Source organism: Pseudomonas leptonychotis, from assembly GCF_004920405.1.
In the GTDB taxonomy this organism is placed as follows: Bacteria; Pseudomonadota; Gammaproteobacteria; order Pseudomonadales; family Pseudomonadaceae; genus Aquipseudomonas; species Aquipseudomonas leptonychotis.
The window spans coordinates 911,072-936,283 of sequence record NZ_RFLV01000001.1 but is presented as its reverse complement, the minus strand read 5'-3'; the positions used below and the strand labels follow the sequence as shown (position 1 = coordinate 936,283).

Sequence of the window (25,212 nt, the reverse complement as noted above, 5' to 3'; positions counted from 1 at the left end):
AAAAAAGGACAATGCCATGCTGGATTGGAAGAACCGAACTGCCGGAGCGTCTGATGGCGCGGCAGGTACCGCCAACACATCGCCGAGCAAATCCACTGGAGGCTGGGCTGTGCGCCTGGTCGGTGGCCTACTGGGCCTGTACCTGCTGTTGGCGTTAGTGATTGGCTGGTACTGGAGTCAGGAGCCGGCACAATTCTCCGTGCAAGAGCGCGCCGAGGCGGCTTCCCAGGCACGCGGGCACAAGCTGGTGAATGGCTACACCACCGGCGAGACTCTTAAGCAGGTGGCTAACACCTTGCTCAAGAAGCCGGGTGGCTACCTGTCTAACGATCTCGCGCCGCCTGGTCTGTGGCTCGACAATATGCCGAGCTGGGAGTTTGGCGTGCTGGTGCAGGTGCGCGACATGTCCCGTGCGCTGCGCAAAGACTTCACCCGTTCGCAGTCGCAATCCACCGAAGACCCGGATTTGGCCAAGGCCGAACCGCGCTTCCACTTCGACAACAAGAGCTGGGCACTGCCGGCTTCCGAGGCTGAGTATGCCGAGGGTATCAAGTCACTTGACCGGTACCTTGAGCGCCTGAGCGACCCGAGTAAAGGCAATGCGCAGTTCTACACCCGTGCCGATAACCTCAACAACTGGTTGGGTGATGCGGCGACCCGTCTGGGCTCGTTGTCACAGCGTCTCTCGGCCAGTGTTGGACGGGTACGCTTGAATACCAACGAGGTCGATCCAGTCCTGGCTGACGGTATGGTGCAGGCCGATTTTGTCGAAGGGGTGGACTACGAAACGCCGTGGTTGCAGATCGACAATGTGTTCTATGAGGCCCGCGGCCAGGCTTGGGCGCTGGCGCATCTGCTGCGTGCGATTGAGGTGGACTTTGCGGATGTGTTGGCCAAGAAAAATGCCACCGTTAGCGTGCGCCAGATCATTCGCGAGCTAGAGGCCGCGCAGGAACCCCTGTGGAGTCCGATGATCCTCAACGGCAGCGGTTATGGCTTGTTGGCTAACCACTCGCTGGTGATGGCCAACTACATCTCACGGGCCAATGCGGGGTTGATCGACCTGCGTCAGCTGCTGTCGCAAGGCTGATCGGTGGCCTGGTCCGCTGCTGAGGTGGCGCACCGCGCCGCCTCCGATGCCGAGCGCATCGCCTGGGTCGACGAACACGATCGTCCGCTCGGCGGTGTGTTGCGCAGCGAGCTGCGCGCACGGCATTTGCTCGGGCGCGGCACCTACATCTTGTTGTTCAACAGCGCCGGCCTGCTCTGCGTGCATCGCCGTACCTTGAGCAAGGCGCTGTATCCCGGTTACTGGGACGTGGCCGCCGGCGGCATGGTGCTCGAAGGCGAAAGCTATACTGACTCCGCTGCCCGCGAACTGGCTGAAGAGCTGGGTATCGAAGGTGCGCCGCTGGTCGAGCATGCGCATTTTCTCTACGACGCGCCGGAAAGTCGCTTGTGGTGCATGGCCTATTCGACGGTGTCCGATGCGCCGTTGGTGTTACAGCCTGAAGAGGTGCTGGAAGCGCGCTTTATCTCCATCGAGCAGGCGCTGGACGAGACCCAGCACTTGCCATATTGCCCTGACTCGCTGGCCGCCTTGCAGCGTTATCTGGATGCCGTTGCGTAAGCTGGGTTAGCCGTAGGCGTAATCCATCATGTTGGCCGCATGGGTATCATGAGGGGCATCCATGTCCCTCACCCTGCGGGCAGCTGAAGCTGTGCAGTTAGACATCCTGCCGTTTTGTCGCTCTGTGCAACCCATCCTACAGTTACAGTCCGGCGAGCCAAACCCACGCCTTTACTGGCTTTGTGCGGATTTTTTGGACGTTTTGTTCGGCATCTCGCACAGCGTCGCCAATCCACCGATTAATGGCGCATTTTTACCCTTAGCAGCAGCGTTTTTTGCCGTTACACTGCGCCGCCTTCAAGCCTTGGCCATCAGCCAGGGTGCGCTGCCCCTGCCAGAGTGGGGCTTTGCGGCTGATCATTATCAGCCTGTCGCTATCCTGACCCCTACGAGGAAAAGCCGGTGGTCAAGAAAGCTTCGTCACTGTCCGCCTTGAGCGGCTTGGTGTATTCCACCGACAGCGGCCGGCATTGCCCGGACTGCAGTCAGCCAGTGGACGCCTGCATTTGCAAACAGACCCAGATCCCCGAAGGTGATGGCATCGCCCGTGTGCGCCGTGAGACCAAAGGGCGCGGCGGCAAGACGGTGACCAGCATCAGCGGTGTACCCTTGGCCGAAGAGCCGCTCAAGGAGCTTGTGGCTAAGCTTAAGAAGCGCTGCGGTTGCGGCGGTTCGCTGAAAGACGGTGTGATCGAAATTCAGGGCGACCATGTCGAGCTGCTGATCGCCGAGTTGATCAAGCACGGTTTTAAAGCCAAGAAGTCCGGCGGCTGACCCAGTCTTTTCTAAACTTGCCCGGCAGTTGCATTGTCAATTGCCGGGTGACTGTCATTTCCAGACTTTAATCTGTACGCGCCTTGGTCAACCCAAGGCCACCATCGCCAGTAAGGGAGACTTCAATGTCTGCACGACGCACACGCAAAGATGACGGCAGCCAATGGACGGTTGCGGACAGCCGCAGTGTTTATGGCATTCGCCATTGGGGCGCGGGTTACTTCGCGATCAATGACGCGGGTCGCGTTGAGGTCCGTCCGAACGGTCCCGACAGCACGCCTTTCGACCTGTCTGCGCAGATCGATGAGCTGCGCAAGAGTGGCCTGAGTCTGCCGTTGCTGGTGCGTTTTCCCGACATTCTGCAAGACCGCGTGCGCCAGCTCACCGGCGCCTTCGATGCCAACATCGCGCGCCTTGAGTACCAGAGCCAGTACACCGCGTTGTACCCGATCAAGGTCAACCAGCAGGAAGCGGTGGTGGAAAACATCATCGCCACGCAGAACGTTTCGATCGGCCTGGAAGCCGGCTCCAAGCCTGAGCTGATGGCCGTGCTGGCGCTGTCGCCCAAGGGTGGCACTATCGTCTGCAACGGCTACAAGGACCGCGAGTTCATCAAGCTGGCGCTGATGGGGCAGAAACTCGGCCATAACGTATTTATCGTCATCGAAAAAGAATCCGAAGTGCAGCTGGTGATCGAAGAGGCGGCCGAGCTTAAAGTCGCCCCACAGATCGGTCTGCGTGTGCGCTTGTCTTCGCTGGCATCAAGCAAGTGGGCGGACACCGGCGGCGAGAAGTCCAAGTTCGGTCTGTCGGCGGCGCAGTTGCTGTCGGTGGTTGAGCGCTTCCGTGCGGCCAAGCTGGATCAGGGCATCCGCCTGCTGCACTTCCACATGGGTTCGCAGATCGCCAACCTGGCCGACTATCAACACGGTTTTAAAGAAGCCATTCGCTACTACGGCGAGCTGCGGGGCCTTGGCCTGCCGGTCGATCACATCGACGTCGGTGGTGGTCTCGGTGTGGATTACGATGGCACCCACTCGCGCAATGCCAGCTCGATCAACTACGACATGGACGACTACGCCGGTGTAGTGGTCGGCATGTTGAAAGAGTTCTGCGACGCTCAGGAGCTGCCGCACCCGCACATTTTTTCCGAGAGCGGCCGCTCGCTGACCGCGCACCACGCCATGTTGGTGGTGCAGGTCACTGACGTGGAAAAGCACAACGACGAGGTGCCGGTAGTCGAGGACAAGGCCAGCCTGCCGGAAACCGTGCAGTACCTGGTCGAGCTGCTCGGTCCGACCGACATCGAGATGGTCACCGAAACCTACTGGCGCGCCACCCACTACATGAGTGACATCGCCAGCCAGTATGCCGATGGCAAGCTCAGCCTGACCGAGAAGGCCCTTGGCGAGCAGTGTTATTTCGCCGTGTGCCGTCGCCTGTATAACTCGCTGAAGGCGCGTCAGCGTTCGCACCGCCAGGTGCTCGATGAGCTCAACGACAAGCTGGCCGACAAGTACATTTGCAACTTCTCGGTGTTCCAGAGCCTGCCGGACACCTGGGCCATCGGCCAGGTGTTGCCGATCCTGCCACTCAACCGCCTCGACGAAGAGCCGATGCGCCGTGCGGTGCTGCAGGATCTGACCTGCGACTCTGACGGCAAGATCCGTCAGTACGTGGATGAGCAGAGCATCGAAACCAGTTTGCCGGTGCATGAGGTGCGCGAGGGCGAGGACTACTTGCTGGGAATCTTCCTGGTCGGCGCCTATCAGGAAATTCTCGGTGACATGCACAACCTGTTCGGCGACACCGACTCGGTGAACATCTACCAAAACGCCGATGGCAGCGTGTACCACGCCGGTATTGAGACCCACGACACCATCGAAGACATGCTGCGTTACGTGCACCTGTCGCCGGAGGAGTTGATGAACCACTACCGTGACAAGGTCGCCAGCGCCAAGATCAGCCCGCGCGAGCGCACCCAGTTCCTCGACGCGCTGCGTTTGGGGTTGACTCGTTCGTCGTACCTCTCCTCATAAGCTCGCGCTGAATACAAAAGGCCCCGCACTGCGGGGCCTTTTGCTATCTGCTGACACTGATCAAGAGCCGTAGCTCGGGTGCAGTTCGGGGGCGATTAAGCGCCAGGGCAGTAGGGTGGATGACGCTCTTTTCATCCACCTTCAGGGGGCAATGGGTGGATGGGTGAAGCGTCATCCACCCTACGAAGGTCGAGATGTTTCTGTGGGAGGCGCTTCAGCGGCGCGCTTGCAGTGGTTGTCGTCGCGGCTAAAGCCCCTCCCACGGCATCTATGTCACAGGGTGTCGGGGGCTAACCTTGGCTGTTGTGGGCAACGATCAAGCGCCCAGCAGGCTTTGCCCGCAGACGCGCAGTACTTGTGCAGTGGCGGCGCCCGAGCCTGGCTGGGCGAACCACGCCACAGCCTCGGCGACGTCCTGCGGCAGGCCGCCTTGACCCATGGAGTTCATACGGCGGCCGGCTTCGCGGATGGTCAGCGGGATGGCGGCAGTCATCTGGGTTTCGATAAAGCCCGGAGCCACCGCGTTAATGCTGATGCCGCGTTTGCCCAGCGTCGGCGCCCAGGCTTGAGCCAGGCCAATCACGCCGGCTTTGCTGGTTGCGTAGTTGGTCTGGCCCATATTGCCGGCGATGCCGCTGATCGAGGCGATCAACACCACGCGGCCGTTGTCATTCAGCTTGCCGGCGTCCAGCAGCGCTTGAGTCAGCACCTGCGGCGCATTCAGGTTGACGTCAATCACCGAGTTCCAGAACGCGTCGCTCATCTTCGCCAGGGTTTTGTCACGGGTGATGCCGGCGTTGTGCACGACGATATCGATGCCATCCGCCAGCGCTTCAATAAGCTGTGCGGCCGCATCGGCGGCGCAGATGTCCAGCGCCAGGCTGCGACCACCCAGGCGGGCGGCTAACGCATCGAGGGCTTCTTTGGCTGGCGGTACATCCAGCAGCACCACCTCGGCGCCATCACGGGCCAGGGTTTCGGCGATGGCGGCACCGATACCACGGGAGGCACCAGTGACCAGTGCCTTCTTGCCGGCCAGTGGTCGGGTCCAATCCTTGACCTGCTCGGCGCAGGCATTCAGGCGTAGCACCTGGCCTGAAATGTAAGCGCTTTTGGGCGAGAGGAAGAAGCGCAGCGCGCCTTCCAGCTGTGCCTCGCCGCCTTTGCCGACGTAGATCAACTGCACGTTGCCACCCCGACGGATTTCCTTACCCAGCGAGCGGCTGAAGCCTTCCAGCGAGCGCTGTACGCTGGCGGCAATCGGGTCTTTCAGCGATTCCGGGGCGCGGCCGAGAATGACCACGCGTGGGCAGGTGTCCAAGCCTTTGAGGGCGGGCTGGAAGAAGTCGCGCAGCTCGATCAGTTGCTCGAAACGGGTCAGGTGGCTTGCGTCAAATACCAGCGCCTTGAGTTTGGGGCCGTGCTCGGCGGTCCAGCGTGGCAGCTCGAACTGGGCTTCACGGGCCGCGAACAGGGCGTCGGTCAGTTTGTTGGCAAATGGCAGTACGGCGTTGGCCAGGCTGCCTTCACCACCGAGTAGCAAAGCGCCGTCTACCGGTCGGCTGCGCCCAGCGCTCCAGCGCTCCAGCAGCAGCGGGGCGGGCAGGCCGAGTGCGCCGACCAAGCGGCGACCGGTATTGGAGTTGGCAAAGGCGAGATAACGGTCGGACATGGGGCGGCTCCTGCACATAAATCAAAAGTGCGCCTACTCTACGCAGACCACAGCAATGCGCAATTGACCGTGCAGACTGCTGCGCCGGCAAGGCGGCCAATGCGACACTGCGGCGACAGGTTAGCCTGTGCGCCATTCATTGAACCTGTTCAACGTCTGCTGCGCGTCGCCCCCGTCGAGGCGGTTACTCACGTAGCGCCTTGCAAGACGCTAGCTCGCGAGACGTTGAACAGATTTTCAGTCCTACCTCAGAACAGGAGTCATCCATGACCCAGCCGCGTCGCGTCGCCATCGTTGGTGGTAACCGTATTCCGTTCGCCCGCTCCAACACCGTTTACGCCACAGCGAGCAACCAAGAGATGCTGATCAGCGCGCTGGATGGCCTGGTCGAGCGCTTCAACCTGCACGGTGAGCGCCTCGGTGAAGTGGTGGCCGGCGCAGTACTCAAGCACTCACGCGATTTCAACCTGACCCGCGAATGCGTGCTTGGCTCGCGACTGGCCCCGGAAACCCCAGCCTATGACCTACAACAGGCTTGCGGCACGGGTCTGGAAGCGGCGTTGTTGGTGGCCAACAAGATCGCGTTGGGGCAGATCGAGTGCGGCATCGCCGGCGGTGTCGACACCACTTCGGATGCGCCGATCGGCGTCAATGAGGGGTTGCGCCAGATTCTGCTGCAGGCCAACCGTGGCAAAAGCACCGGCGACAAGGTCAAAAGCCTGCTGCAAATTCGCCCACGCCATCTGTCTCCGTCGCTGCCGCGTAATGGTGAGCCGCGCACCGGGCTGTCGATGGGTGAGCATTGCGAACTGATGGCGCAGACCTGGGCCATTCCCCGCGATGAGCAAGATCAACTGGCCGTGGCCAGCCACCAGAAACTCGCCGCTGCTTATGCCGAAGGCTGGCACGACGACCTGCTGACGCCGTTTCTCGGCCTGACCCGCGACCAGAACCTGCGCGGCGATATCAGCCTGGAAAAGCTCGCGACCCTTAAACCCTGTTTCGAACGTAGCGCGCGCGGCACCTTGACGGCCGCCAACTCCACACCGTTGACCGATGGCGCATCCTTGGTGCTGCTGGCCAGCGAAGAGTGGGCCAAAGCCCGTGGTTTGCCGATTCTGGCCTACTGGAAGGACGGCGAAGCGGCGGCGGTGGATTTTGTCGGCGGCAAGGAAGGCCTGCTGATGGCCCCAGCCTATGCAGTGCCGCGCCTGCTGGCGCGCAATAACCTGACCTTGCAGGATTTTGATTATTACGAAATCCACGAAGCCTTCGCCGCCCAGGTGCTGTGCACCCTCAAGGCCTGGGAAGACGCCGACTACTGCAAAACCCGCCTGGGCCTGGATGCGCCGTTGGGTTCTATCGACCGTAGCAAGATGAACGTCAAGGGCAGCTCGCTGGCCGCCGGTCATCCCTTTGCTGCCACGGGCGGGCGCATCGTCGCCAACCTGGCCAAGCTGCTTTCGGTGGCACAAGAAGGGCGCGGGCTGATCTCGATCTGCGCCGCTGGCGGTCAAGGTGTGACGGCAATCCTGGAAAAGTAATCAAACAGCGGTATCCGCACGCTGTGCGGGTACTGATGTATGCAACTCCGTGATTTGCAGCGGCCCACGCAAGTGGTGCCGCTGTTTTTTTGTGCCGTTTTCTCTGGGAGGGGCTTTAGCCGCGATGGACATAGGCCGCGCTAAAAGCATCACGGCTAAAGCTTCTCCCGCCCAAGTCCTGCATGTTCGCCCTCAAGCAGCACCGCCTTGCGCGCAATGCCCCAGCGGTAACCGCTGAGGCTGCCATTGCTGGCGATCACCCGGTGACAAGGCACCAGCAGGTCCAGCGCATTGCTGGCGCAGGCGCGTGCCACGGCGCGCGGGTGACTGTCGATCTTCGCGGCCAGCTCGGCGTAGTTGCGCGTCTGCCCCGCCGGAATCTGCTGCAAGGCGCGCCATACCTGCTGCTGAAATGCCGTGCCGCGAATATCCAACGGCAGCTGTGCGGCGCGTTGTGGCTCGTTGAGCTGTGCGAGGACCTGGCGCAATTCGTTACCCAATCCAAGGTCATCCAGGTGCAACTCGGCGGCAGCAAAGCGGTGTTGCAGCTCGGCCAGCAGCGCGTCGGCGTCGTCCCCAAATAGCAATGCACAGACACCCTTGACGCTACTGGCCAGCAACAACTGGCCGAGCGGGCAGGGCACGATGCTGTAGCGCAACCGCTCGCCCGCCCCTTGCTTGCGTCGCTGCGCCGGGCTCAGTGCTGCCAGCTGTTGATACAGGCCACGGGTGCCGGAGTAGCCGGCGCACAACGCAGCATCCAGTACGCTGCCGGCTTGGGGCAGCTGCTGTTCCAGGCACGCACGGCGTTGCGCTTCACTCCAGCCTTTTGGCGTCAGGCCGGTGCGGGCCTTGAAGGCGCGTGCCAGGTGTGACGCAGAAAGGCCGATGCGTGCAGCCAACTGCTCAAGAGTGGGTGGTGGCTCGCTGTTATCGAGCAGCTCACAGGCGGCTATGACCAAAGCATCCAGGTTTTCGGCCGGGCTCTGCCCGTGCGGTGAGCAGCGTTTGCACGGGCGAAATCCGGCTGCCGCAGCGCTGGCAGCATCGGGATGAAAGCTGACGTTGTCACGCTTGGGGCGTCGAGCAGGGCAACTGGGGCGGCAGTAGATGCCGGTGCTGCGCACGGCAAAGATGAACTGACCGTCCTGCGCGGCATCACGCTCGCATACGGCTTGCCAGCAGCGGTCGGCATCAAGCATGGCGCGATCCTCAATAGTTATGGGTTGATTGTCGGCTGCGCCTGGCGGGCTGCCAATCCACATCTGACTTTCAAACCGGTTACACGCTGGTACGCGTGGACTTCGCGAAGCTCGCCTAGACTCCTTGCATTCGCAACGGCGTACACGCCAGGAGGGGGCAATGTTCAGACTGCGTCATTTGGGGCTCTTACTGGTGCTTGCCAGTGTATGCGCCGCCGCGCAACCGCCGTTGCCGGTGCGTCTCGACACCAGTTTCGAAGAGCCCTATCAAGTGGTGGTCGATGGGCAGCTGGGCGGGCTTTCGGTCACGGTGCTCGAATGCATTTTCAACAGGATGCAGCAGCCCTATCAGATTCAGTTGACCTCCTTGCAGCGAGCTCGGCGCAATGTCAGCCGGCAGATTGCTGATGGCTTCTTCAGCTCGGCGCCCAACAGCCTGGTGGATGGCTACGCGGTGCTCTCGGCGCCGCTGCTGATCGAGAAATGGTACTGGTATGCGCTGGACCCCAGCTTGCTCAATTTGCCCATTTGGGACTAGCAGCTGCGCATCGGCAGTGTGCTGGGCAGCAACAGCATGATCTGGCTTGAATCACGAGGCATCGAGATCGAACAGAAAGTGCCGCGGCTGGAGCAGCTGGTGGCAATGCTCCGTCATGGTCGGATCAACATGCTGTTGGCCGACAACAACGCCATGCACAGTACCCTGCAGCAGGCTCAGGGGGAGCAGAAGCTGCATCAGCGTTTTGTGCGCTACTCACCGCTGGGTGTGTATTTCTCCAAAAACTTTATTGATGAGCATCCGGACTTCCTCAAGGCGTTCAACCGCCAAGTGGAAAGTTGTGCGCCAGCCAGTACTGAGCTGAGTCAGGCCGAGCAGGCCTATCTGCGCCAGCTGGCCACGCAGCATGTGGCGCGTTGGGGGCTGCATGCGGACCTGCTCAGCGCGTTGCGTGAAGCGCCGCAGCGCGATAACAGCCATGAGCGGATTCAGGAGCTGGATCGCCAGTGGCGGCGCGAACGCATCCTTGAGGAGAAGCCGCTGATCCGGCGCATGCTTAAGCTGCGTCCGTCACAGTTGCTGGCCGGTATCGCTCAGCAGTACTCACCACTGTTTAATGAGATTTTTATCAGTGATGCCAGCGGCCAACTGGTTGCCCTGAGCGAGCCCACTAGCGATTACTGGCAGGCTGATGAGGTGGATTTCCAGCGCGCTGAGCGAATGCCCGCCGGCGAGGTTTATATTGGCGCGATTGAATATGACGGCTCGACGCAGAGCTTTCAAAGCAAGGTGTCGGCACCGCTTTATGACCCCGATACCGGTGCGTTGTTGGGCGTGATCAGCCTGGGCATCAATATCGGAACAGCGTTTGGCGACAACCTGCCTTGAGTGGTGTTCGCCAGAATCCCGACAGGCCCTAAGCTGAAGACCAATGATCACCCACAAGGATGCCGCCATGCCGCGCCTCTGCTCTCTGTTGCTGCTTAGCCGGCTGTCACTCGCCGCGTCAGCGTCAGCGGCGGTGTCGTTGAGTGAGCAGGAGCGCGCCTAGGTCGCCGACGCGGCCTCGATTCATGCCGAGCTACAGCGTTTGGACGACGCGTTGGCGGAACGTATCGAGCTGACCCTGCCTGCGGGGTGACTACTGCCAGTCGAGGTTCAGCTCGGCTTGCCAGGCGAAGCGCTCGAAGTGGGTGGCGATCAAGTGTTTGAGCTTTTCCAGGTCTTGCGCACTATTGCTCAGGGCCGTGAGGTGCAGACCGGCGCTGTCGGCATGCAGGTGCGCGAGGCCAAACGCAAACTCGATACAGCCGTGCTGCTCATCAACACTGACGGGCAGTTTGTGAGCAAATTGCGCGCACAAGAGGCTGATATAGCGTGCGGGTGTGGCGGTGACGACATAGCTAGAAGCGATGCACGGCGCGCTGATGCCCTTGCACCGGCTGGGGTGGGCATGACGCTGGGCTGCCAGATCGCTCAGCGCGCTGTGTCGGTAGAGGGTAGGCCTCTGCGTAACAGTGCTTAGGCCAGATTGGGCGCTTTTCAAGGTTATTCCCCATGACTACAGGCTCAGGCCAGTGAGTGCCGCACGTTTTGGGGCACTAATTACTGGCTGATGCGTACCCCCACTCCGACAGTGCGTGATCCTCTTTGGTTGCATCGCTGCTGGCTGGTGGCGCATGGCGTATCTTGGTAGACGGTCTTGGATGGGCCTGGAACCGTTGCGCTTGAGCGATTCTTTGTGCGTTGTCGCGATGGCGACAACGGTCTGAAAAGACGACCTTGCGGTGCTGGCGCTGGAAAATTCTGCGGCAAGCATGCCGTCCATGCTGACAGGAGGGTGGGCGCTGCTTAAAGATTGCCGTATAACGGGCGGCAGAGTCGACTTGGGCAACACAGGACCCCTGATTAAAGCTGATGAAGACGCCAAAACGTATTGAACCCCTGGTCGAAGCCGGGCTGGTCGATGAAGTGATACGCCCGCTGATGAGCGGTAAAGAAGCGGCGGTTTATATAGTGCGCTGTGGTGACGAATTGCGTTGCGCCAAGGTTTACAAAGAGGCCAATAAGCGCAGTTTTCGCCAGGCCGCCGAATATCAAGAAGGCCGCAAGGTACGCAACAGCCGTGATGCCCGGGCCATGGCCAAAGGCTCCAAGTACGGTCGTAAGGGGCAGGAAGACGCCTGGCAGAACGCTGAGGTTGCCGCCTTATTCCGCTTGGCTAATGCCGGTGTGCGGGTGCCTAAGCCCTATGACTTCCTCGAAGGCGTATTACTGATGGAGCTGGTCGATGACGGCGAAGGCGATGCTGCGCCGCGCCTCAACGATGTTGACCTGCACCCCGACGATGCCCGTGAATTCCATGCCTTCATGATTCATGAAGTAGTGAAAATGCTCTGCGCCGGCCTGGTGCATGGTGACTTGTCGGAATTCAACGTACTGCTCGATCCCGGTGGCCCGGTGATTATCGACCTGCCGCAAGCGGTTGATGCTGCAGGCAACAACCATGCATTCAAGATGCTTGAGCGTGACGTCGGTAACATGTCGGCCTACTTTGGGCAGTTCGCGCCAGAACTGCGCTTTACCAAGTACGCCAAGGAAATGTGGGCGCTGTATGAGGCTGGTGATCTAACCCCGGAAACCCCGCTGACGGGTGAGTTCGACGACCCGGAAGAAGACGCCGATATCGATGCAGTGATGCGCGAAATCAAAGCCGCGCTGGCTGACGAAGAGCGCCGTCAGGCGCTGCTGAATGCCGAAGACGCGCCCAAAGGCGAGGAGCCACCTCCGCCCTGGGCGCAGTAGAGGGTGCTGCTGAGAAAAATGCCGCTCACCTGACCAGGTGAGCGGCATTTTTTATGTCCGTTATCCATGCCTGGCAACGTTCAGCCTGTAGCCCTTCGGCATGAGGCGGCTACAGGCGCGTGGCCTTGAAGGTATCGCAACGGCCGATATCACCACCGTCGAAACCGGTTTTGAACCAGCGCACGCGTTGCTCGGAACTGCCGTGGGTGAAGGAATCCGGCACCACCTGGCCGCTGGCCTGTTTCTGTAAGCGGTCATCGCCGATGGCGTTGGCTGCGTTCAGCGCCTCCTCGATATCCCCCGGCTCCAGCCAGTCATGCCGGCGCTGGCCATGGTAAGCCCATACGCCTGCCAGGCAATCGGCTTGCAGTTCCTGGCGGACCAGTAAGCCGGTGGCGCCTTCCACCCGCTCGCCACGTTGGCGTGCGGCATTGACCCTGGCTGAGACACCCAGCAGGGTTTGCACGTGATGGCCGACTTCATGGGCAATCACATAGGCTTGGGCAAAATCGCCCGCTGCGCCGAAGCGCTGCTCCAGCTCGCGAAAGAACGCCAGGTCGATATACACCCGTTGATCGCCCGGGCAGTAGAACGGCCCGACCGCCGAGTTGGCAAAACCGCAGGCCGAATTTACTCCGCCACTAAACAGCACCAGGGTTGGGTCGCGGTATTGCTGTTTGGCGCCTTGAAAGATCTCCCGCCAGGTGTCTTCGGTGTCGCCGAGCACGGCGCGGACGAACTCGGATTGCTCATCATTAACTGGCGGTGCCGTACTCTGTTGCTGGCTTGGCGAGCCGCCTTGCATGGCTTGCCCGGCCAGCTGGCCGAGGATCTGCATGGGGTCTTGGCCGCTGAGCAGGCCAACGATCACCACGATGGCCACACCACCGAGGGTCAGGCCTTTGCCTCCACCCATGCGCCGTCCACTGCTGCCGCGCGCATCCACCACGTTGTCACTGCGTCTTGCCCGTTTCCAGCGCATTTGTTGCATTCCTTATGGTTTAGCACCTTTGAGTGTCGTCGGCCGGCGGCGCTTGTCCAGCCCAGTCGTCAGCGGCTCAGTTGCTTGGGTAATCGCTGAGCACGCGTTCTTGGCCTTGCTTATCCAGGCCGATGACCTGGTAGGCATCGCGGATATCGCCACGTTCCATGCCGGGGGAGCCGGTGGGCATGCCCGGTACTGCCGCACCCAGCAGGTCAGGCTGTCGGCTCAACTTGAGAATGTCAGCCGCCGGTACATGGCCTTCGACGAACTTGCCGTCGATCACGCCGGTATGGCACGAGGCCAGGCGCGGCGGCACACCGAGACGTTGTTTAAGCGCACTCATGTTGTCTTCGACATGGTCGTTGACGGTAAAGCCGTTGTCTTGCAGGTGGCTGATCCAGGCTTTGCAGCAGCCGCAGTGCGGGTCGCGGTGCACGTCGATGGTCAGCAGTTCGGCGGCGTTGGCCAGGCTGCTGAAGAGTCCGGCGAGCAGAATAAGGCGGCGCATGTGCATGATCTCCAAGGGTGATGAAGCGAGCATAACGCTGTGCGCGGGCGAGCCCAAGTGATGCGGGTTTGCGGATTGGTCGGGGCGGCTTATGCTGCGCGCACGACTCTCGGGGTAAGGACGCTTTCCATGCTGTTTGCACGCGTAGTTCTGGTGATTCAACTGCTGGCGTTGGCCGGCCTGGGCTTGGCTTATTTTGTTCGACCGCATGAAATGGCCAACCTCAGCGGCATGCTGTTGATGTCGCCGGCGGCAGCCACTGACATGCGCGCGTTTTACGGCGGTTTGCAGATTGGGCTGGCGGCATTTATCGGCTTGTCATTGAGCCGTTTTGACCTGACTCGCGCAGCCTTGACTTTGCTGGTGCTGCTGTACAGCTCGCTGGCATTGGCCCGCATCGGCGGGCTTTGGCTCGATGGTGGCGCGCAGCAGACGTTTAATTTCTATGCGCTGCTGCTTGAGGTGGTGTCGGTGGGCCTGTGCTTCTGGGCGCTGCGCGGCGTGCAACGTCTCTGAGTTAACGCGCGTCGGGGAAGCCTTGCAGAATCTCGGCCACGCCACGGTTGAAGTTTTCCTGGCTCATGTCCGGGTTGTGCAGCTGGCGGCTGATCTGCGCCTGGAACAGCACCGCTTGGGTTTGGCTGTCGAGAATGCGTAAGGCCAGGCGCGCCCGCTCATCGTCGGTGGCGCGGGTCTGGGTGTAAACCGTGCCGCCCACGGCCACTGGCGCGAGCTCAATACCTTGTTCATGGGCCAGGCCTAAGGCGTAGATGACCTGCATATCAGGCTGCGCTGCATTGAGTCGATAGCCTTTGGCGAGCAGCGCGTTCTCAACCGCAAGGTTGAAACGCTGCTCCAGATCCATGCGGTGGCCGCTGGTTCTTATCGCGCTGACATTGAAGGTTTGCTGTGGGTTATCTGGCGCCGGCTGCAGCACGTGCGCTGAGGGTTCAGGTGCGCTGATGCAGGCGCTCAGCAAGGGCAGCAGCAGGGCTAGCAGATAACGGTGCATTGGCGACTCCTCGGGAGAAGGGTGCTGGCGCACCCGCGGTCAGCAGTTTAGATAACGGCGCAACCTGTTACGCCAATCTGCCGATGGGTCTGCTGCTTGAGCAATCAACCGCTGGGGGTGGCACGGTAACGCTAGCGCCGCTCCAGCAATACGCCTGATTCCATATGGTGGGTGTAGGGGAACTGGTCGAACAGCGCGCAACGCGTCACTTTGTGGGTGTCGCTGAGCTGGGCGATGTTGGCGGCCAAGGTTTCCGGGTTGCAGGAGATGTAGAGGATGCGCTCGAAGCGGCGGGTCAGCTCGCAGGTATCCGGGTCCATGCCGGCGCGCGGCGGGTCGACGAAGACGCTGCCGAAGTCATAGCTTTTCAGGTCGATGCCGGCCAAGCGGCGGAACGGGCGCACCTCATTAAGTGCTTCGGTCAGCTCTTCGGCGGACAGGCGCACCAGGGTAATGTTGTCCACGCCGTTATCAGCCAGGTTGGCCAAGGCTGCATTAACTGATGTTTTACTGATCTCGGTGGCCAGTACTTTGCGCACGCGGGTGGCCAGCGGCAGGGTGAAGTTGCCGTTACCGCAATACAGCTCCAGCAGGTCGTCCTGGCGCTCGCCAAGCGCTGCAAAAGCCCAGTTGAGCATCTTCTGGTTCACATCGCCGTTAGGCTGGGTGAAGGCGCCTTCGGGTTGGCGATAGCTGAAAGTCCGGCCCGCGACTGTGAGCTTTTCCTCGACATAGTCCTTGCCGATCACGCTGCGTTTGCCTTTGGAGCGGCCAATGATGCTCACCTGCAATTCGCTCGCAAGTTGCTCGGCGGCAGCTTGCCATGCGGCGTCTAGCGGGCGGTGGTAGCACAGGGTAATCAGCGCATCGCCGGCCAGTGTGGTGAGGAACTCGACCTGAAACAGCTTAAAACTCAACGCGCTGCTGGCTTGCCACGCCGCTTTCAGGCGCGGCATGAGCGTATTGATTTGCGCGCTGGCAATGGGGAAGTCTTCGAAGAAAATCGGATTGAGGTTATCGCCGGCCTCGAACATGGCGTAATGACGATCACCGTCTTCGCGCCACAGGCGGAATTCGGCGCGCAAGCGATAGTGCTCACGCGGCGACTCGAATACCTCCGGGGGAGGGGCGTCGAACGGCGCCAGCAGCTCAATCAGGCGCTGTTGCTTTTCAGCAAGTTGGGCGGCGTAACTGGCGGGATCGAACTGGGAACGACTCATGCAGGACTCTTTCAAAAAAGGGCTGGATCGGGAGCGCCGATCCAGCGGGTCATCAGGCGAAGTAGGCCAGTTTGATTACAAACAAGGCGGAAAGCACCACTAGCGCCGGGTTGAGGTCGCGCCAGCGGCCGGCGAGCAGCTTGATCACGGTCCAGGCGATAAAGCCAAAGGCAATGCCGTTGGCAATCGAGAAGGTCAGCGGCATGGCCAGGGCAGCGATGACGACCGGAGCGGCGACGGTGAGGTCGTCCCAGTCGATCTGCGCCAGGCTGCTCATCATCAGTACGGCGACGAACAGCAGCGCCGGCGCGGTGGCGAAGGCGGGTACGGCGCCCGCCAGCGGAGCAAAGAACAGCGCCAACAGGAACAAAATGGCGACTACGCACGCGGTCAGGCCGGTACGGCCGCCGGCGCTAATGCCTGCTGCGGACTCGATGTAGCTGGTGGTGGTCGAGGTGCCCAGTGCCGCGCCGGCCATGGTCGCGGTGCTGTCGGCCAGCAGGGCGCGGCCGAGCTTGGGCATTTTGCCGTCTTTATCCAGCAGGTTGGCTTTCTGCGCCACGCCGACCAGAGTGCCCGAAGTGTCGAACAGGTCGACGAAGAGGAAGGCGAAAATCACGCTGAGCAGGCCGATATCCAGCGCGCCCATGATGTCCAGCTGCATCAGCGTTGGCATCAGTGATGGTGGCATCGAGACCACACCGCTGAGCTGCGACAAGCCGAACAGGATCGACAGGCCAGTGACCAGCAGAATGCCAATCATCACCGCGCCGGTGACACGGCGATAGGCCAGTGCAGCAATCACGAAGAAACCCAGGCAGGCCAGCAGTGGGCCGCCCTGGCTGAGGTCGCCCAGACCCACCAAGGTGGCTGGGTTATCCACCACGATACCGGCGTTTTTCAGCGCGATGATCGCTAGGAACAGGCCAATACCCGCCGCAATGCCGGCGCGCAGCGCCATGGGGATGCTGTTGATGATCCACTCACGAATCTTGAAGATCGACAGCAAAAAGAAGATCACCCCCGAGAGGAAGACCGCGCCCAGCGCCACCTGCCAGGTATGACCCATGGTCAGTACCACGGTGTAGGTAAAGAAGGCGTTCAGGCCCATGCCCGGTGCGAGGGCGATTGGGTAGTTGGCAACCAGGCCCATGATGGCCGAGCCAATGGCTGCGGCTAGGCAGGTGGCAACAAACACCGCGCCCTTGTCCATGCCGGTTTCGGCGAGCATGTTGGGATTTACGAAAAGAATGTAAGCCATGGTCAGGAAGGTGGTCAGCCCCGCCAGAACTTCAGTGCGCACCGTGGTGTTGTGGGCGTTGAGTTGGAACAGTCTTTCCAGCATGGCGGAGCTCCCCGTAGCGGTTTTTTATCGTGTTTAGACAAAGCGAAAGCAAAGCACATCCACGCATCTGTGCATGCTTTGCGGGTGATCTGGAAAACGCCGCGCATCATATCAGCTAGTCTGAAATGGGTGAATTTATGACCGTGCAGACAGTTTTCGGACTCGATTTGCCAGGAGTGATCGAATGACCCAACGCGCCCTTATCAGCATCGCCGATGGCGTAGAAGACCTTGAGTGCGTGACACTGATCGATGTGTTGCGCCGTGCCGAGATCGAGGTGGTGGTGGCCAGTATCGAAAGTCGACGGATGATCACCTGTGCCCGTGGCACGCGCCTGACGGCCGACACCATGCTGGTGGATGTACTGGCCCAGCCCTTCGACCTGATTGTGCTACCCGGTGGCATGCCCGGCGCGCAGCGTCTGGCGGAGAGTGAACCGTTGGCCGAGCGAGTGCGTGAACAGGCCAAGGCCGGCAAGTTGTTCGCCGCCATCTGCGCGGCGCCTGCTGTGGCCTTGCAGCAGTACGGCGTGCTCAAGCAGCGGCGCATGACCTGCTATCCGACCTTTAGTGATCGCCTGAGCGGCTGTGTGTTTGTTGATCAGCCCGTGGTGGTGGACGGCAATTGCATCACCAGTCAGGGCCCAGGCACAGCTCTGGAGTTTGCTCTGACCCTGGTCGAGCAGTTGGCTGGCCGCTCCATGCGCAAGCAGGTGGCGGAGGCCATGCTGGTCGGTTAAGCGGCTGCGCTCGGCGGTTGCGGATTTGGCTGTGGATGCATGTGGTCGCGCTTGGCCAGCTCTGGGAATAGGCGAATCCACAAACCGGTGACCACTAACGCACCCACCCCGCCAATCATCACCGCTGGCACTGTGCCGAACCACGCGGCGCTGACGCCGGCGCGGAAATCCCCGAGTTGGTTGGACGCACCGATAAACAGACCGTTGACGGCGCCGACTCGGCCGCGCATCTCATCCGGGGTTTGCAGCTGCACGAAGGCGGAGCGAATCACCATGCTGATCATGTCCGCGGCGCCCAGCAGTACCAAAGCGGCGAGGCTGAACCAGAGTGAGGTGGAGAGGCCAAAGCCGATGGTCGCCACGCCGAAGATCGCCACCGAGGTGAACAGCACCGGGCCGACTCGGCGCTCGATGGGGAAGCGCGTCAGCCACAGTGACATCAGCAGTGCGCCCACCGCTGGCGCCGAGCGCAACAGGCCGAGGCCCCAGGGGCCGGTGAGCAGAATGTCCTTGGCAAACACCGGGAGCAGCGCGGTGGCGCCGCTCAGCAGCACCGCACACATGTCCATAGAAATCGCGCCGAACACGGCCGGGCGGCTGCGAATAAAGCGAAAACCCGCCAGCAACGATTCCAGTGAGACTTTCTGTTTAAGCGGTAATTGGCGCGCAGGCAGGCTCAGCATCAGGCTCAGGGCGCAGCTGTAGAGCACCACGGCAGGGCCGTAGACCCAGTGAGTGCCGAGCGCATAGAGCAAGCCGCCGAGCGCCGGGGCGACGATGGTGGCGGCCTGCATGGCCGATGCCGAGGCGGCGACGGCGGCCGGGAACAGGTTGCTTGGCACGATGTTCGGCAGTAGCGCTTGGGTGGTGGGCATCTCAAACGCGCGGGCGGTGCCGAGCAGAAAGGCGATGACAAAGATCATTTCCCGGCTGATACCTCCTGCACCGCTGCCGAGCAGCAGGCCCAGTGCAATCAACCCCTGTGCGCCCTGGCACAGCGCCGCCACCTTGCGCCGATCAAAGCGGTCGGCGACATGGCCGGTAATCAGGATAAACAGAATCTTCGGCATAAATTCGATCAGCCCGACCAAGCCGAGGTCGAGCACGTTGCCGGTCAGCGCATACATCTGCCAGCCGATGGCCACGGTAATCATCTGAAAGCCGCTGGCAGTGAAAACCCGGGCGAACCAGAACGCGAGAAAAGGGCGATGGTGGCGCAGCAGAAGACTGGACATGGTTGGTGTGCTGAGGCGGTTATCGGCTGCGCAGCCTAGCACGTACCTGCGCTTGTAAACGCTGAGAGCAGAAGGCTTGCGCAGCAAGTGCGGAGCTTAAAGCTGACTTGCATGGCAGTTTTTTATTCTGTTGTGAGAATGACTTGGGTAGAATCTGACTTTTAGGTCAAAAATACCTCAGCTACGCTTACTCCCAATGCCTGCGCGATCTGCGCACGGCGCATGCATTTCATCAATTTGTTCACACTGACGCCAGGCTGCTCTGGCCTTGAGGAACGGACATGTCCACTCCTGAGTTATCCCGTCGCGCCTTTCTGCAAGGCAGCGTTATCGCCGGTATCGGCATCAGCTTCGCGCCACTGGGCAGCAAGGCGTTTGCCGCCCTGTTCGAAGACAAGGTAACCGCCATGCCGCAGCCCTGGTACGACGCCAGCGGCAAGGCGGTGGCGCGTATCGATGGGGTGTCCAAAGCCTGTGGGGCCAAGGTGTTTGCCCGCGACATTCGCGCCAAGGACATGCCCGGCTGGCCGCAACAGCAAGGCCATGCCTTGTTGCTCAAGGCCACGCGCACCGAACAGCTCTATCAGGGCTTCGACCTGTCGCTGTTATCGGCCGAGTTGCAGCCGGATCGCGTGGTCACCGCCAGTGATCTGGTCAAGGATGGCATCGCCTTCCCGGATGGCCATCACCTCGATCCGCTGTTGCCAGAAGGGCAGGTGCCGATGTTTATCGGCCACCCGGTGGCGCTGCTGATCTGGAAGGATTTCGAGCGTTATCGTCAGGCCAAGAACATCCTCAAGTTCAATGACAAGGTGATCCGCTACGGTGCAACAGCGCCGGCGTTCCAGAGCGACCCTTACGGCAGCTTTCGCTTCGTGCGAGTCGGCGGCACTACGCCGTTCGACCGCGACACCTTCTCCAGCCTAAAAGACAGCATGCTGTTTCCGTTGATTCACAACCGCAAACCAGCTTGGGGTGAAGGTAAAGTCAGCGGCGATCTCACCGAGCAAGGGCTGTACCACGCCGAGCAGATGCAGCAGCAGTTGCAGAGCCCGCCGGATGACTGGCTGGTGTTCGACGAGCGTTTCAAAACCCAGTCCATCGAGCCGTGCGCGTTGGAGGCTGACAACGGCAATGGCTGGTTCGACGCCGCCACCGGCACCCTGCATTTCGTGGTCGCCACTCAGTGCCCGTTTGAAGTGGCCGAGCAGACCGCGCACATGCTCGCGCCGTCGCGTTTCGGCTTGCAGAAGCTGAACATGCACCCTGGCTACACCGTGGGTTACGGCTCCAAAGACAACAACATCTTCGTGTTCTACGCCGCCCTGGCTGCGATCTATGGCGGCGGCATGCCGGTGCGCTTGGCCAATGACCGTTATGAGCAGTTCCAGAGCGGCATCAAGCGTCACCCCTTCGACATGCACTATCAACTGGCGGTGAATAAGCAGGATCACAGCTTCCAGATATTCCGTGCGCACATGGATGTCGATGGCGGCGGGCGCGCCAACTACAGCTCCTCGGTGGCGGCGGTTGGCGCTACGGCCGCGCAGTCGATTTATTACCTGCCGCGCAGCGACCTGGCCGCCACCGCCTATTACTCGCGCGGCGTCGAGGCCGGCTCAATGCGCGGCTACGGCACGCTGCAAACCATGGCCGCCACCGAGATGATGGTGGATGAAGTGGCCGAGCGGCTGAGCATCGATGCCATCGAGTTGCGTAAGAAAAACGTGTTTCAGTCCGGCATGAAAAACACCCAGGGCGCGATCCCGGCTGGTGCGTTGCGCCTCGATGAAATTCTCGACAAGGCCGCCCAGCACGAAATCTGGAAGAACCGCGTGGCGCGTAAACAGCGCTTCGACGCCGAAGACCCAGATAACCTGTATGGCGTCGGTTTCGCCATCTGCCAGAAGGATTTCGGCACCGGTTCCGAAGCGCCGATGGCCAGCCTGGAATTCACAGCCGATGGCCGCGTCAGCCTGCGCCATATTGCCATCGACATGGGCACCGGCATGGCCACCTCGCAAGCCTTGCTGGTCGCCGATTACCTAGGCCAGCCCGCCGATGAAATCAAGACCGGTGAAACCGAATGGCCTGAGTTGGCGCTGACCACCAGCGGCAACCCTTACATCATCAGTCAGGCCGAACAGGATGCCGCACTACGCAACCCGCGCTGGGTCGGCAAGCTGGCCTCACCCTCGTCGGCAACCAACTCGTCCTACTACTCGGGGCATGCCACCCGCGAGGCGGCACGTGTGCTGTTTATCCATGGTTTGTGGCCGGCGGCCATGGCCATCTGGAGCCGTGGTGAGCATGGCGGCCTGGCTAATCCTTATGTGGTGCGGCGGGAAAATGCCCATTGGGTAGACGGCAAATTGACCGCCGATGGCATGCCGCCAATTCCGTTCAAGTTGCTGGCGCACAAGGCCCACGAGCTGGGCTTGGTAACCGGCGTCAGCGTGCACGGTTTCAACCGCTGGAGCTGGGCCGAGGGCGAGTTCGAGATCAATGGTCAGCGTGAGCGCGTGCCGCTGGATGCCCTAGCGGTGAAATACGGTGACGGTGCCGAGGCGGCGAAGAAAGCGCAGATGAGCCGTAACGGCTTCCACCTGCTCGACCGCGTCAGCATCAACTACCCGGTCACCCAACTGAACAACGCCATGGTCACCTACTACAGCCCGGTGGCCACCCTGGTCGAGATCAAGGTCAACAAGGGCAGCGGCGAGGCACGGGTGATCAACCATCACTCCTGGCTCGAATGCGGTCGGGTGATTGTCGAGGAACTGGTGTTGGGTCAGCTCGAAGGCGGCATCGCCATGGGCATTGGCCACGCATTGCTGGAGGACATGCCGCTGTACGAAGGCGGCCCTGGCGATGGCACCTGGAACTTCAACCGCTATCAATTGCCGCGTGCCAAAGACTGCGCGGTGTGGACGCAAACCGCAGAGATTCTGCCGCCGTTATCGCCCAGCGATCCGGCCAAGGGCATTGCTGAAGTGGTGATGATTCCGGTGGTCGGCGCCATCGTCAACGCCGTGGCTCACGCTACTGGCAAGCGCTTGCGCGACCTTCCTCTGACTCCGGCCCGCATCAAGGAGGCCCTCCATGGCTAAGCGCATTTTGAGCATGATCATCAACAGCCAGGCCGTCGGCCCTGTTGAGGTGCCGGACGATCTGATGATGATCGACTTCCTGCATGAACACCTGAACCTCACCGGCTCGCGTTTAGGTTGCGGCCAGGGCGTGTGTCACGCCTGCGTGGCGATCCTCGACAAAGCGGATGGCACTAGCGAGGAGGTTCGCACCTGCATCACCGGCGTGCATTTCTTCGACGGCAAGCGTGTGCGCACCATCGAGGGCCACGCCAAGCGTGATGCCCAGGGCGAGGTCAGCGAGCTCAACCCGATCCAGCAGAAATTCGTCGACAAGTTTGCCTTCCAGTGCAGCTACTGCACCCCCGGCTATGTCAACGCCGCCACCGTATTGGTGGAAAAGCTGCAACGTCAGCCGGTTAAACGCAGCGAGCTGGAGGGCGAGATCGAAGACGCCCTGGGCAAGCACATCTGCCGCTGTACCGGCTACGTGCGCTACTACAGCGCCGCGCGCGATGTGGTGGAGTCACTCGGCCTGGTCAAGGAGGGATGAACATGCGCGCATTTGTGTTGGCAGCCTTGCTGCCGCTCACGGCCTTTGCGGCGGATGAGCAACTGATCGAACGCGGCAAGTACCTGGCGCGCGCCGCCGATTGCGTGGCGTGCCACAGCATCGAAGGCGGCGCCGAGTACGCCGGCGGCCTGCCGTTGGAGTCGCCGTTCGGCACCATCTACGGCACCAATATCACCCCGGACAAAGAGCATGGCATCGGCAATTACAGCGCCGATGATTTCTACCGCGCAGTAGCCGAAGGTGAGCGTCGCGATGGCAGCAATCTCTATCCGGCGATGCCCTACACCTCCTATCACCTGCTCAAGCGTGAAGACTCCGACGCCATCTATGCCTACCTGATGAGCCTGGAGCCGATCGCCAAGCCCAGTCCGCAAACTGACCTGAGTTTCCCGTTCAATCTGCGCTTCGGCCTGAGCTTCTGGAACATGTTGTACAAGGACAGCGTGCAGCTGCAGCCGGCTGAAGGCAAAAGTGAACCCTGGCAGCGCGGTCAGTATCTGGTCGAAGTGCTGGGCCACTGTGGCGAGTGCCACACCCCGCGCAATGTCCTTGGCGCGTTGCAGCAGGACGAGCGTCTGCAGGGCGCTGTGATACTCGGTTACGAGGCCCCCAGCCTGTTGGCAGACGACCTGGCCGCGCGCGGCTGGAACCCTGAGGACCTGGCCACTTTCCTCAAATACGGCATCAGTGCCCAGGGTTCGATGTTCAACGAGATGTACCCGGTGTTTCACCACAGTACCCAGTACCTGCCGCTGGACGATCACCAGGCCATGTCCACCTACCTGCTTGGTGACCAGCCGCCAGAGCCGCGCAAGGTCGCCAGCGTGGCGCTGGACCAGCTCGGCGCGAGTGCTCAGCAGGGCCGTCAGCACTACCTGAATACCTGCGCCGGTTGCCACGGTGCGGCGGGAGAGGGCATTCCCCACGTGGCCGTGGCCATGGAGGGCAACACCACCCTGCGCCTGAACGATGCGCGCAACCTGTTACGGGTGATTGATGACGGCATCAAGGAGCAGCAGTTCACCGGCTTTGAGCGTATGCAGCCGATGCCCGGCTTCAGCGACAAGCTGGATGACGGGCAGATGCGCGACCTGCTGCATTACCTGCGGCAGACCTGGGGTGGCCAGGCAGCCGAACTGAGCCCGCAACAGGTCAGCCAGCTACGCAGCGAGAAAGGCCATTAAGAACCGTAGGGTGGGTTAGTGGCGCATGTGCACGCTGCTGAGTTCAGCAGGATGCCCGAGCGCCGCGTAACCCACCGCGACGGAGCCGAGGCAAACACCGCCGGTGGGTTACGGCGCGGCAAAATTCTGCGGTGACAACTCTACCGTGACTGCGCGCCTAACCCACCCTACGAGAAGCAAAGCCATGCAACACCTTGATCTGCAAGTCATCCGCCGCGCGCTGGAGTGGTCCCGGGCAGGGCAGCGCGTGTGGCTGTGCACGGTGCTGGGCACTTATGGCTCGGCCCCGCGCGCGCCGGGCTCGCTGTTGGCGGCCACGGCGAGTGGCGAGTGGATAGGTTCTCTGTCCGGCGGCTGCGTCGAGGATGAGTTGCTTGAGCAGTTGGTTGCCGGCACCTTTCCCGAACCTTTGTATCTGCTGCGTTATGGCGATGGTAGCGACCCGCGCTCGCAGATCAGTCTGCCCTGTGGCGGCGTGCTGGAAGTGCTGGTGGAAAATCTGCCGGCTGACTGTGAGGTACAAGCACATCTGCGTGAGCTGGAAGGCGCGCTGGCTGGTCAGCGTCGGCTGATCCGTGAAGTCGCGCTGCCGACTGGTGAGCGCCGTTTGCTGACCGATAGCGCGCAGGGGCCAAAAGTTGAACGCCAACCGCATCTGCTGCGCCTGCGCGTCGGCGCGGCCCAGCGCCTGCTGCTGGCGGGGTATTCCTCGGTGGCCCATGTCTGTGCCGAGTTTGCCCAGAGCCTGGGTTTTGAAGTGGTGCTCTGTGACCCGCGTGACGAGGTGCTGCAAGGCGTCGAGTTACCGGGGGTGGAAATCCGTCGTGAGCTACCCTCGGAAGTCATCCGTCTGGGTGGCTGCCATGCCGACACCGCCGTGGTGGCGCTGACCCATGATCCGCGTATCGACGACCTGGCGATGATTGAGGCCGTGCGCACCGAAGCCTTCTATATCGGCGTGATGGGCTCCATGGTCACCAGCGCCAAACGTTTCGAACGCCTGCGTCGGGTCGGCGGGCTGGATGATGCGGCGCTGGCGCGGATCATCGCGCCGATTGGCCTGAATCTGGGTAGCAAAACCCCTGCGGAAATCGCCCTGGCGGTATTGGCTGACATCCTGCGGGTACGTAACGGCCTGCCGCGAGACGCGCTCTAA

At 61.4% G+C, this 25,212-nt stretch carries 24 protein-coding genes; 15 read left to right on the top strand and 9 right to left on the bottom strand.

The annotated features are described in order from the left end of the window. Positions 1–16: 16 nt before the first annotated feature. The 5 genes from D8779_RS04270 to speA all read left to right on the top strand — a co-directional run bounded on the left by D8779_RS04270 (position 17) and on the right by speA (position 4,443). On the top strand, positions 17–1,090 hold the full coding sequence (locus tag D8779_RS04270; RefSeq protein WP_136663213.1) for a DUF2333 family protein: 1,074 nt from the start codon (positions 17–19) through the stop codon (positions 1,088–1,090). A gap of 3 nt (positions 1,091–1,093) precedes the next feature. Beyond that, positions 1,094–1,630 (top strand): NUDIX hydrolase, encoded by a 537-nt coding sequence (locus D8779_RS04265; RefSeq protein ID WP_136663212.1) that lies wholly within the window; start codon positions 1,094–1,096, stop codon positions 1,628–1,630. Between the two features lie 61 nt (positions 1,631–1,691). Next, positions 1,692–2,066, top strand: coding sequence for a hypothetical protein (locus D8779_RS04260; RefSeq protein WP_136663211.1), 375 nt, complete (start codon positions 1,692–1,694; stop codon positions 2,064–2,066). Continuing rightward, positions 2,033–2,404 (top strand): translation initiation factor Sui1, encoded by a 372-nt coding sequence (locus tag D8779_RS04255; protein ID WP_136663210.1) that lies wholly within the window; start codon positions 2,033–2,035, stop codon positions 2,402–2,404. The genes D8779_RS04260 and D8779_RS04255 overlap by 34 nt, the downstream gene beginning before the upstream one ends. Positions 2,405–2,529: 125 nt before the next feature. After that, a complete protein-coding gene (gene speA / locus D8779_RS04250; RefSeq protein ID WP_136663209.1) occupies positions 2,530–4,443 on the top strand; it encodes an arginine decarboxylase in 1,914 nt (637 codons plus the stop codon). A 316-nt stretch (positions 4,444–4,759) separates the two neighbouring features. Here the strand turns inward: speA and D8779_RS04245 are convergent, their stop codons facing one another. Further along, the gene (locus D8779_RS04245; protein WP_136663208.1) at positions 4,760–6,115 is read right to left on the bottom strand and encodes a 3-oxoacyl-ACP reductase; all 1,356 of its coding nucleotides are present in this window, start codon (positions 6,113–6,115) and stop codon (positions 4,760–4,762) included. 266 nt (positions 6,116–6,381) lie between these two features. Here D8779_RS04245 and D8779_RS04240 point away from each other — a divergent pair, with 266 nt between their 5' ends. Beyond that, a complete protein-coding gene (locus D8779_RS04240) occupies positions 6,382–7,659 on the top strand; it encodes an acetyl-CoA C-acetyltransferase (protein WP_136663207.1) in 1,278 nt (425 codons plus the stop codon). Positions 7,660–7,814: 155 nt separating this feature from the next. Here the strand turns inward: D8779_RS04240 and ada are convergent, their stop codons facing one another. Continuing rightward, complete coding sequence (ada, locus tag D8779_RS04235; protein WP_136663206.1) at positions 7,815–8,861, bottom strand: bifunctional DNA-binding transcriptional regulator/O6-methylguanine-DNA methyltransferase Ada; 1,047 nt, start codon at positions 8,859–8,861, stop codon at positions 7,815–7,817. Positions 8,862–9,021: 160 nt separating this feature from the next. Here ada and D8779_RS20760 point away from each other — a divergent pair, with 160 nt between their 5' ends. Further along, a complete protein-coding gene (locus D8779_RS20760; protein WP_240789677.1) occupies positions 9,022–9,399 on the top strand; it encodes a hypothetical protein in 378 nt (125 codons plus the stop codon). Positions 9,400–9,435: 36 nt separating this feature from the next. Then, positions 9,436–10,248 (top strand): transporter substrate-binding domain-containing protein, encoded by an 813-nt coding sequence (locus D8779_RS04230; RefSeq protein WP_240789676.1) that lies wholly within the window; start codon positions 9,436–9,438, stop codon positions 10,246–10,248. A 253-nt stretch (positions 10,249–10,501) separates the two neighbouring features. On the opposite strand, the gene D8779_RS04225 is transcribed toward D8779_RS04230, so the two are convergent. Further along, the gene (locus D8779_RS04225; RefSeq protein ID WP_338109858.1) at positions 10,502–10,906 is read right to left on the bottom strand and encodes a DUF2218 domain-containing protein; all 405 of its coding nucleotides are present in this window, start codon (positions 10,904–10,906) and stop codon (positions 10,502–10,504) included. Positions 10,907–11,277: 371 nt separating this feature from the next. Between D8779_RS04225 and D8779_RS04220 the strand changes: the two genes are divergently transcribed. Further along, positions 11,278–12,165: a PA4780 family RIO1-like protein kinase gene (locus tag D8779_RS04220; RefSeq protein ID WP_136663205.1), complete on the top strand. Its 888-nt coding sequence runs from the start codon at positions 11,278–11,280 to the stop codon at positions 12,163–12,165. A gap of 109 nt (positions 12,166–12,274) precedes the next feature. Here D8779_RS04220 and ypfJ read toward each other — a convergent pair whose 3' ends face one another. Further along, on the bottom strand, positions 12,275–13,147 hold the full coding sequence (gene ypfJ / locus D8779_RS04215; protein ID WP_136663204.1) for a KPN_02809 family neutral zinc metallopeptidase: 873 nt from the start codon (positions 13,145–13,147) through the stop codon (positions 12,275–12,277). Positions 13,148–13,223: 76 nt separating this feature from the next. Beyond that, a complete protein-coding gene (locus D8779_RS04210; protein WP_136663203.1) occupies positions 13,224–13,658 on the bottom strand; it encodes a DUF411 domain-containing protein in 435 nt (144 codons plus the stop codon). A gap of 129 nt (positions 13,659–13,787) precedes the next feature. On the opposite strand from D8779_RS04210, the gene D8779_RS04205 reads away from it, so the two are divergent. Next, positions 13,788–14,174, top strand: coding sequence for a DUF4345 domain-containing protein (locus D8779_RS04205; RefSeq protein WP_136663202.1), 387 nt, complete (start codon positions 13,788–13,790; stop codon positions 14,172–14,174). A 1-nt stretch (position 14,175) separates the two neighbouring features. On the opposite strand, the gene D8779_RS04200 is transcribed toward D8779_RS04205, so the two are convergent. The 3 genes from D8779_RS04200 to D8779_RS04190 form a co-directional block, all read right to left on the bottom strand. After that, a complete protein-coding gene (locus D8779_RS04200) occupies positions 14,176–14,670 on the bottom strand; it encodes a DUF4136 domain-containing protein (protein WP_136663201.1) in 495 nt (164 codons plus the stop codon). Positions 14,671–14,801: 131 nt separating this feature from the next. Further along, positions 14,802–15,890, bottom strand: coding sequence for a tRNA (uridine(54)-C5)-methyltransferase TrmA (trmA, locus tag D8779_RS04195; protein ID WP_136663200.1), 1,089 nt, complete (start codon positions 15,888–15,890; stop codon positions 14,802–14,804). A 52-nt stretch (positions 15,891–15,942) separates the two neighbouring features. Beyond that, complete coding sequence (locus D8779_RS04190) at positions 15,943–17,235, bottom strand: NCS2 family permease (RefSeq protein WP_136663199.1); 1,293 nt, start codon at positions 17,233–17,235, stop codon at positions 15,943–15,945. 184 nt (positions 17,236–17,419) lie between these two features. Between D8779_RS04190 and D8779_RS04185 the strand changes: the two genes are divergently transcribed. Further along, positions 17,420–17,974: a DJ-1 family glyoxalase III gene (locus tag D8779_RS04185; RefSeq protein ID WP_136663198.1), complete on the top strand. Its 555-nt coding sequence runs from the start codon at positions 17,420–17,422 to the stop codon at positions 17,972–17,974. Here the strand turns inward: D8779_RS04185 and D8779_RS04180 are convergent. After that, on the bottom strand, positions 17,971–19,209 hold the full coding sequence (locus D8779_RS04180; protein WP_136663197.1) for an MFS transporter: 1,239 nt from the start codon (positions 19,207–19,209) through the stop codon (positions 17,971–17,973). The two genes, D8779_RS04185 and D8779_RS04180, sit on opposite strands and share 4 nt — an antisense overlap. Positions 19,210–19,490: 281 nt before the next feature. Here D8779_RS04180 and D8779_RS04175 point away from each other — a divergent pair, with 281 nt between their 5' ends. From D8779_RS04175 to D8779_RS04160, 4 genes are all read left to right on the top strand, one after another. Further along, entirely contained in the window at positions 19,491–22,319 is a 2,829-nt protein-coding gene (locus D8779_RS04175) for a xanthine dehydrogenase family protein molybdopterin-binding subunit (RefSeq protein WP_136663196.1), read from the top strand. Further along, complete coding sequence (locus tag D8779_RS04170) at positions 22,312–22,851, top strand: (2Fe-2S)-binding protein (RefSeq protein ID WP_136663195.1); 540 nt, start codon at positions 22,312–22,314, stop codon at positions 22,849–22,851. Before D8779_RS04175 ends, D8779_RS04170 begins: the two co-directional genes overlap by 8 nt. 2 nt (positions 22,852–22,853) lie before the next feature. After that, positions 22,854–24,056: a cytochrome c gene (locus tag D8779_RS04165; RefSeq protein WP_136663194.1), complete on the top strand. Its 1,203-nt coding sequence runs from the start codon at positions 22,854–22,856 to the stop codon at positions 24,054–24,056. A 184-nt stretch (positions 24,057–24,240) separates the two neighbouring features. Continuing rightward, positions 24,241–25,212: an XdhC family protein gene (locus tag D8779_RS04160; protein WP_136663193.1), complete on the top strand. Its 972-nt coding sequence runs from the start codon at positions 24,241–24,243 to the stop codon at positions 25,210–25,212.

Excerpts from the sequence above, each read along its gene's own strand:
- D8779_RS04165 (WP_136663194.1), top strand. The coding sequence starts at position 22,854 with ATGCGCGCATTTGTGTTGGCAGCCTTGCTGCCGCTCACGGCCTTTGCG.
- D8779_RS04175 (WP_136663196.1), top strand. The coding sequence starts at position 19,491 with ATGTCCACTCCTGAGTTATCCCGTCGCGCCTTTCTGCAAGGCAGCGTT.
- ypfJ (WP_136663204.1), bottom strand. The coding sequence starts at position 13,147 with ATGCGCTGGAAACGGGCAAGACGCAGTGACAACGTGGTGGATGCGCGC.
- D8779_RS20760 (WP_240789677.1), top strand. The coding sequence starts at position 9,022 with ATGTTCAGACTGCGTCATTTGGGGCTCTTACTGGTGCTTGCCAGTGTA.
- ada (WP_136663206.1), bottom strand. The coding sequence starts at position 8,861 with ATGCTTGATGCCGACCGCTGCTGGCAAGCCGTATGCGAGCGTGATGCC.
- D8779_RS04205 (WP_136663202.1), top strand. The coding sequence starts at position 13,788 with ATGCTGTTTGCACGCGTAGTTCTGGTGATTCAACTGCTGGCGTTGGCC.
- D8779_RS04200 (WP_136663201.1), bottom strand. The coding sequence starts at position 14,670 with ATGCACCGTTATCTGCTAGCCCTGCTGCTGCCCTTGCTGAGCGCCTGC.
- D8779_RS04170 (WP_136663195.1), top strand. The coding sequence starts at position 22,312 with ATGGCTAAGCGCATTTTGAGCATGATCATCAACAGCCAGGCCGTCGGC.
- D8779_RS04245 (WP_136663208.1), bottom strand. The coding sequence starts at position 6,115 with ATGTCCGACCGTTATCTCGCCTTTGCCAACTCCAATACCGGTCGCCGC.
- D8779_RS04260 (WP_136663211.1), top strand. The coding sequence starts at position 1,692 with ATGTCCCTCACCCTGCGGGCAGCTGAAGCTGTGCAGTTAGACATCCTG.
- D8779_RS04230 (WP_240789676.1), top strand. The coding sequence starts at position 9,436 with ATGATCTGGCTTGAATCACGAGGCATCGAGATCGAACAGAAAGTGCCG.
- D8779_RS04185 (WP_136663198.1), top strand. The coding sequence starts at position 17,420 with ATGACCCAACGCGCCCTTATCAGCATCGCCGATGGCGTAGAAGACCTT.
- D8779_RS04240 (WP_136663207.1), top strand. The coding sequence starts at position 6,382 with ATGACCCAGCCGCGTCGCGTCGCCATCGTTGGTGGTAACCGTATTCCG.
- speA (WP_136663209.1), top strand. The coding sequence starts at position 2,530 with ATGTCTGCACGACGCACACGCAAAGATGACGGCAGCCAATGGACGGTT.
- D8779_RS04210 (WP_136663203.1), bottom strand. The coding sequence starts at position 13,658 with ATGCGCCGCCTTATTCTGCTCGCCGGACTCTTCAGCAGCCTGGCCAAC.
- D8779_RS04180 (WP_136663197.1), bottom strand. The coding sequence starts at position 19,209 with ATGTCCAGTCTTCTGCTGCGCCACCATCGCCCTTTTCTCGCGTTCTGG.
- trmA (WP_136663200.1), bottom strand. The coding sequence starts at position 15,890 with ATGAGTCGTTCCCAGTTCGATCCCGCCAGTTACGCCGCCCAACTTGCT.
- D8779_RS04160 (WP_136663193.1), top strand. The coding sequence starts at position 24,241 with ATGCAACACCTTGATCTGCAAGTCATCCGCCGCGCGCTGGAGTGGTCC.
- D8779_RS04220 (WP_136663205.1), top strand. The coding sequence starts at position 11,278 with ATGAAGACGCCAAAACGTATTGAACCCCTGGTCGAAGCCGGGCTGGTC.
- D8779_RS04270 (WP_136663213.1), top strand. The coding sequence starts at position 17 with ATGCTGGATTGGAAGAACCGAACTGCCGGAGCGTCTGATGGCGCGGCA.
- D8779_RS04190 (WP_136663199.1), bottom strand. The coding sequence starts at position 17,235 with ATGCTGGAAAGACTGTTCCAACTCAACGCCCACAACACCACGGTGCGC.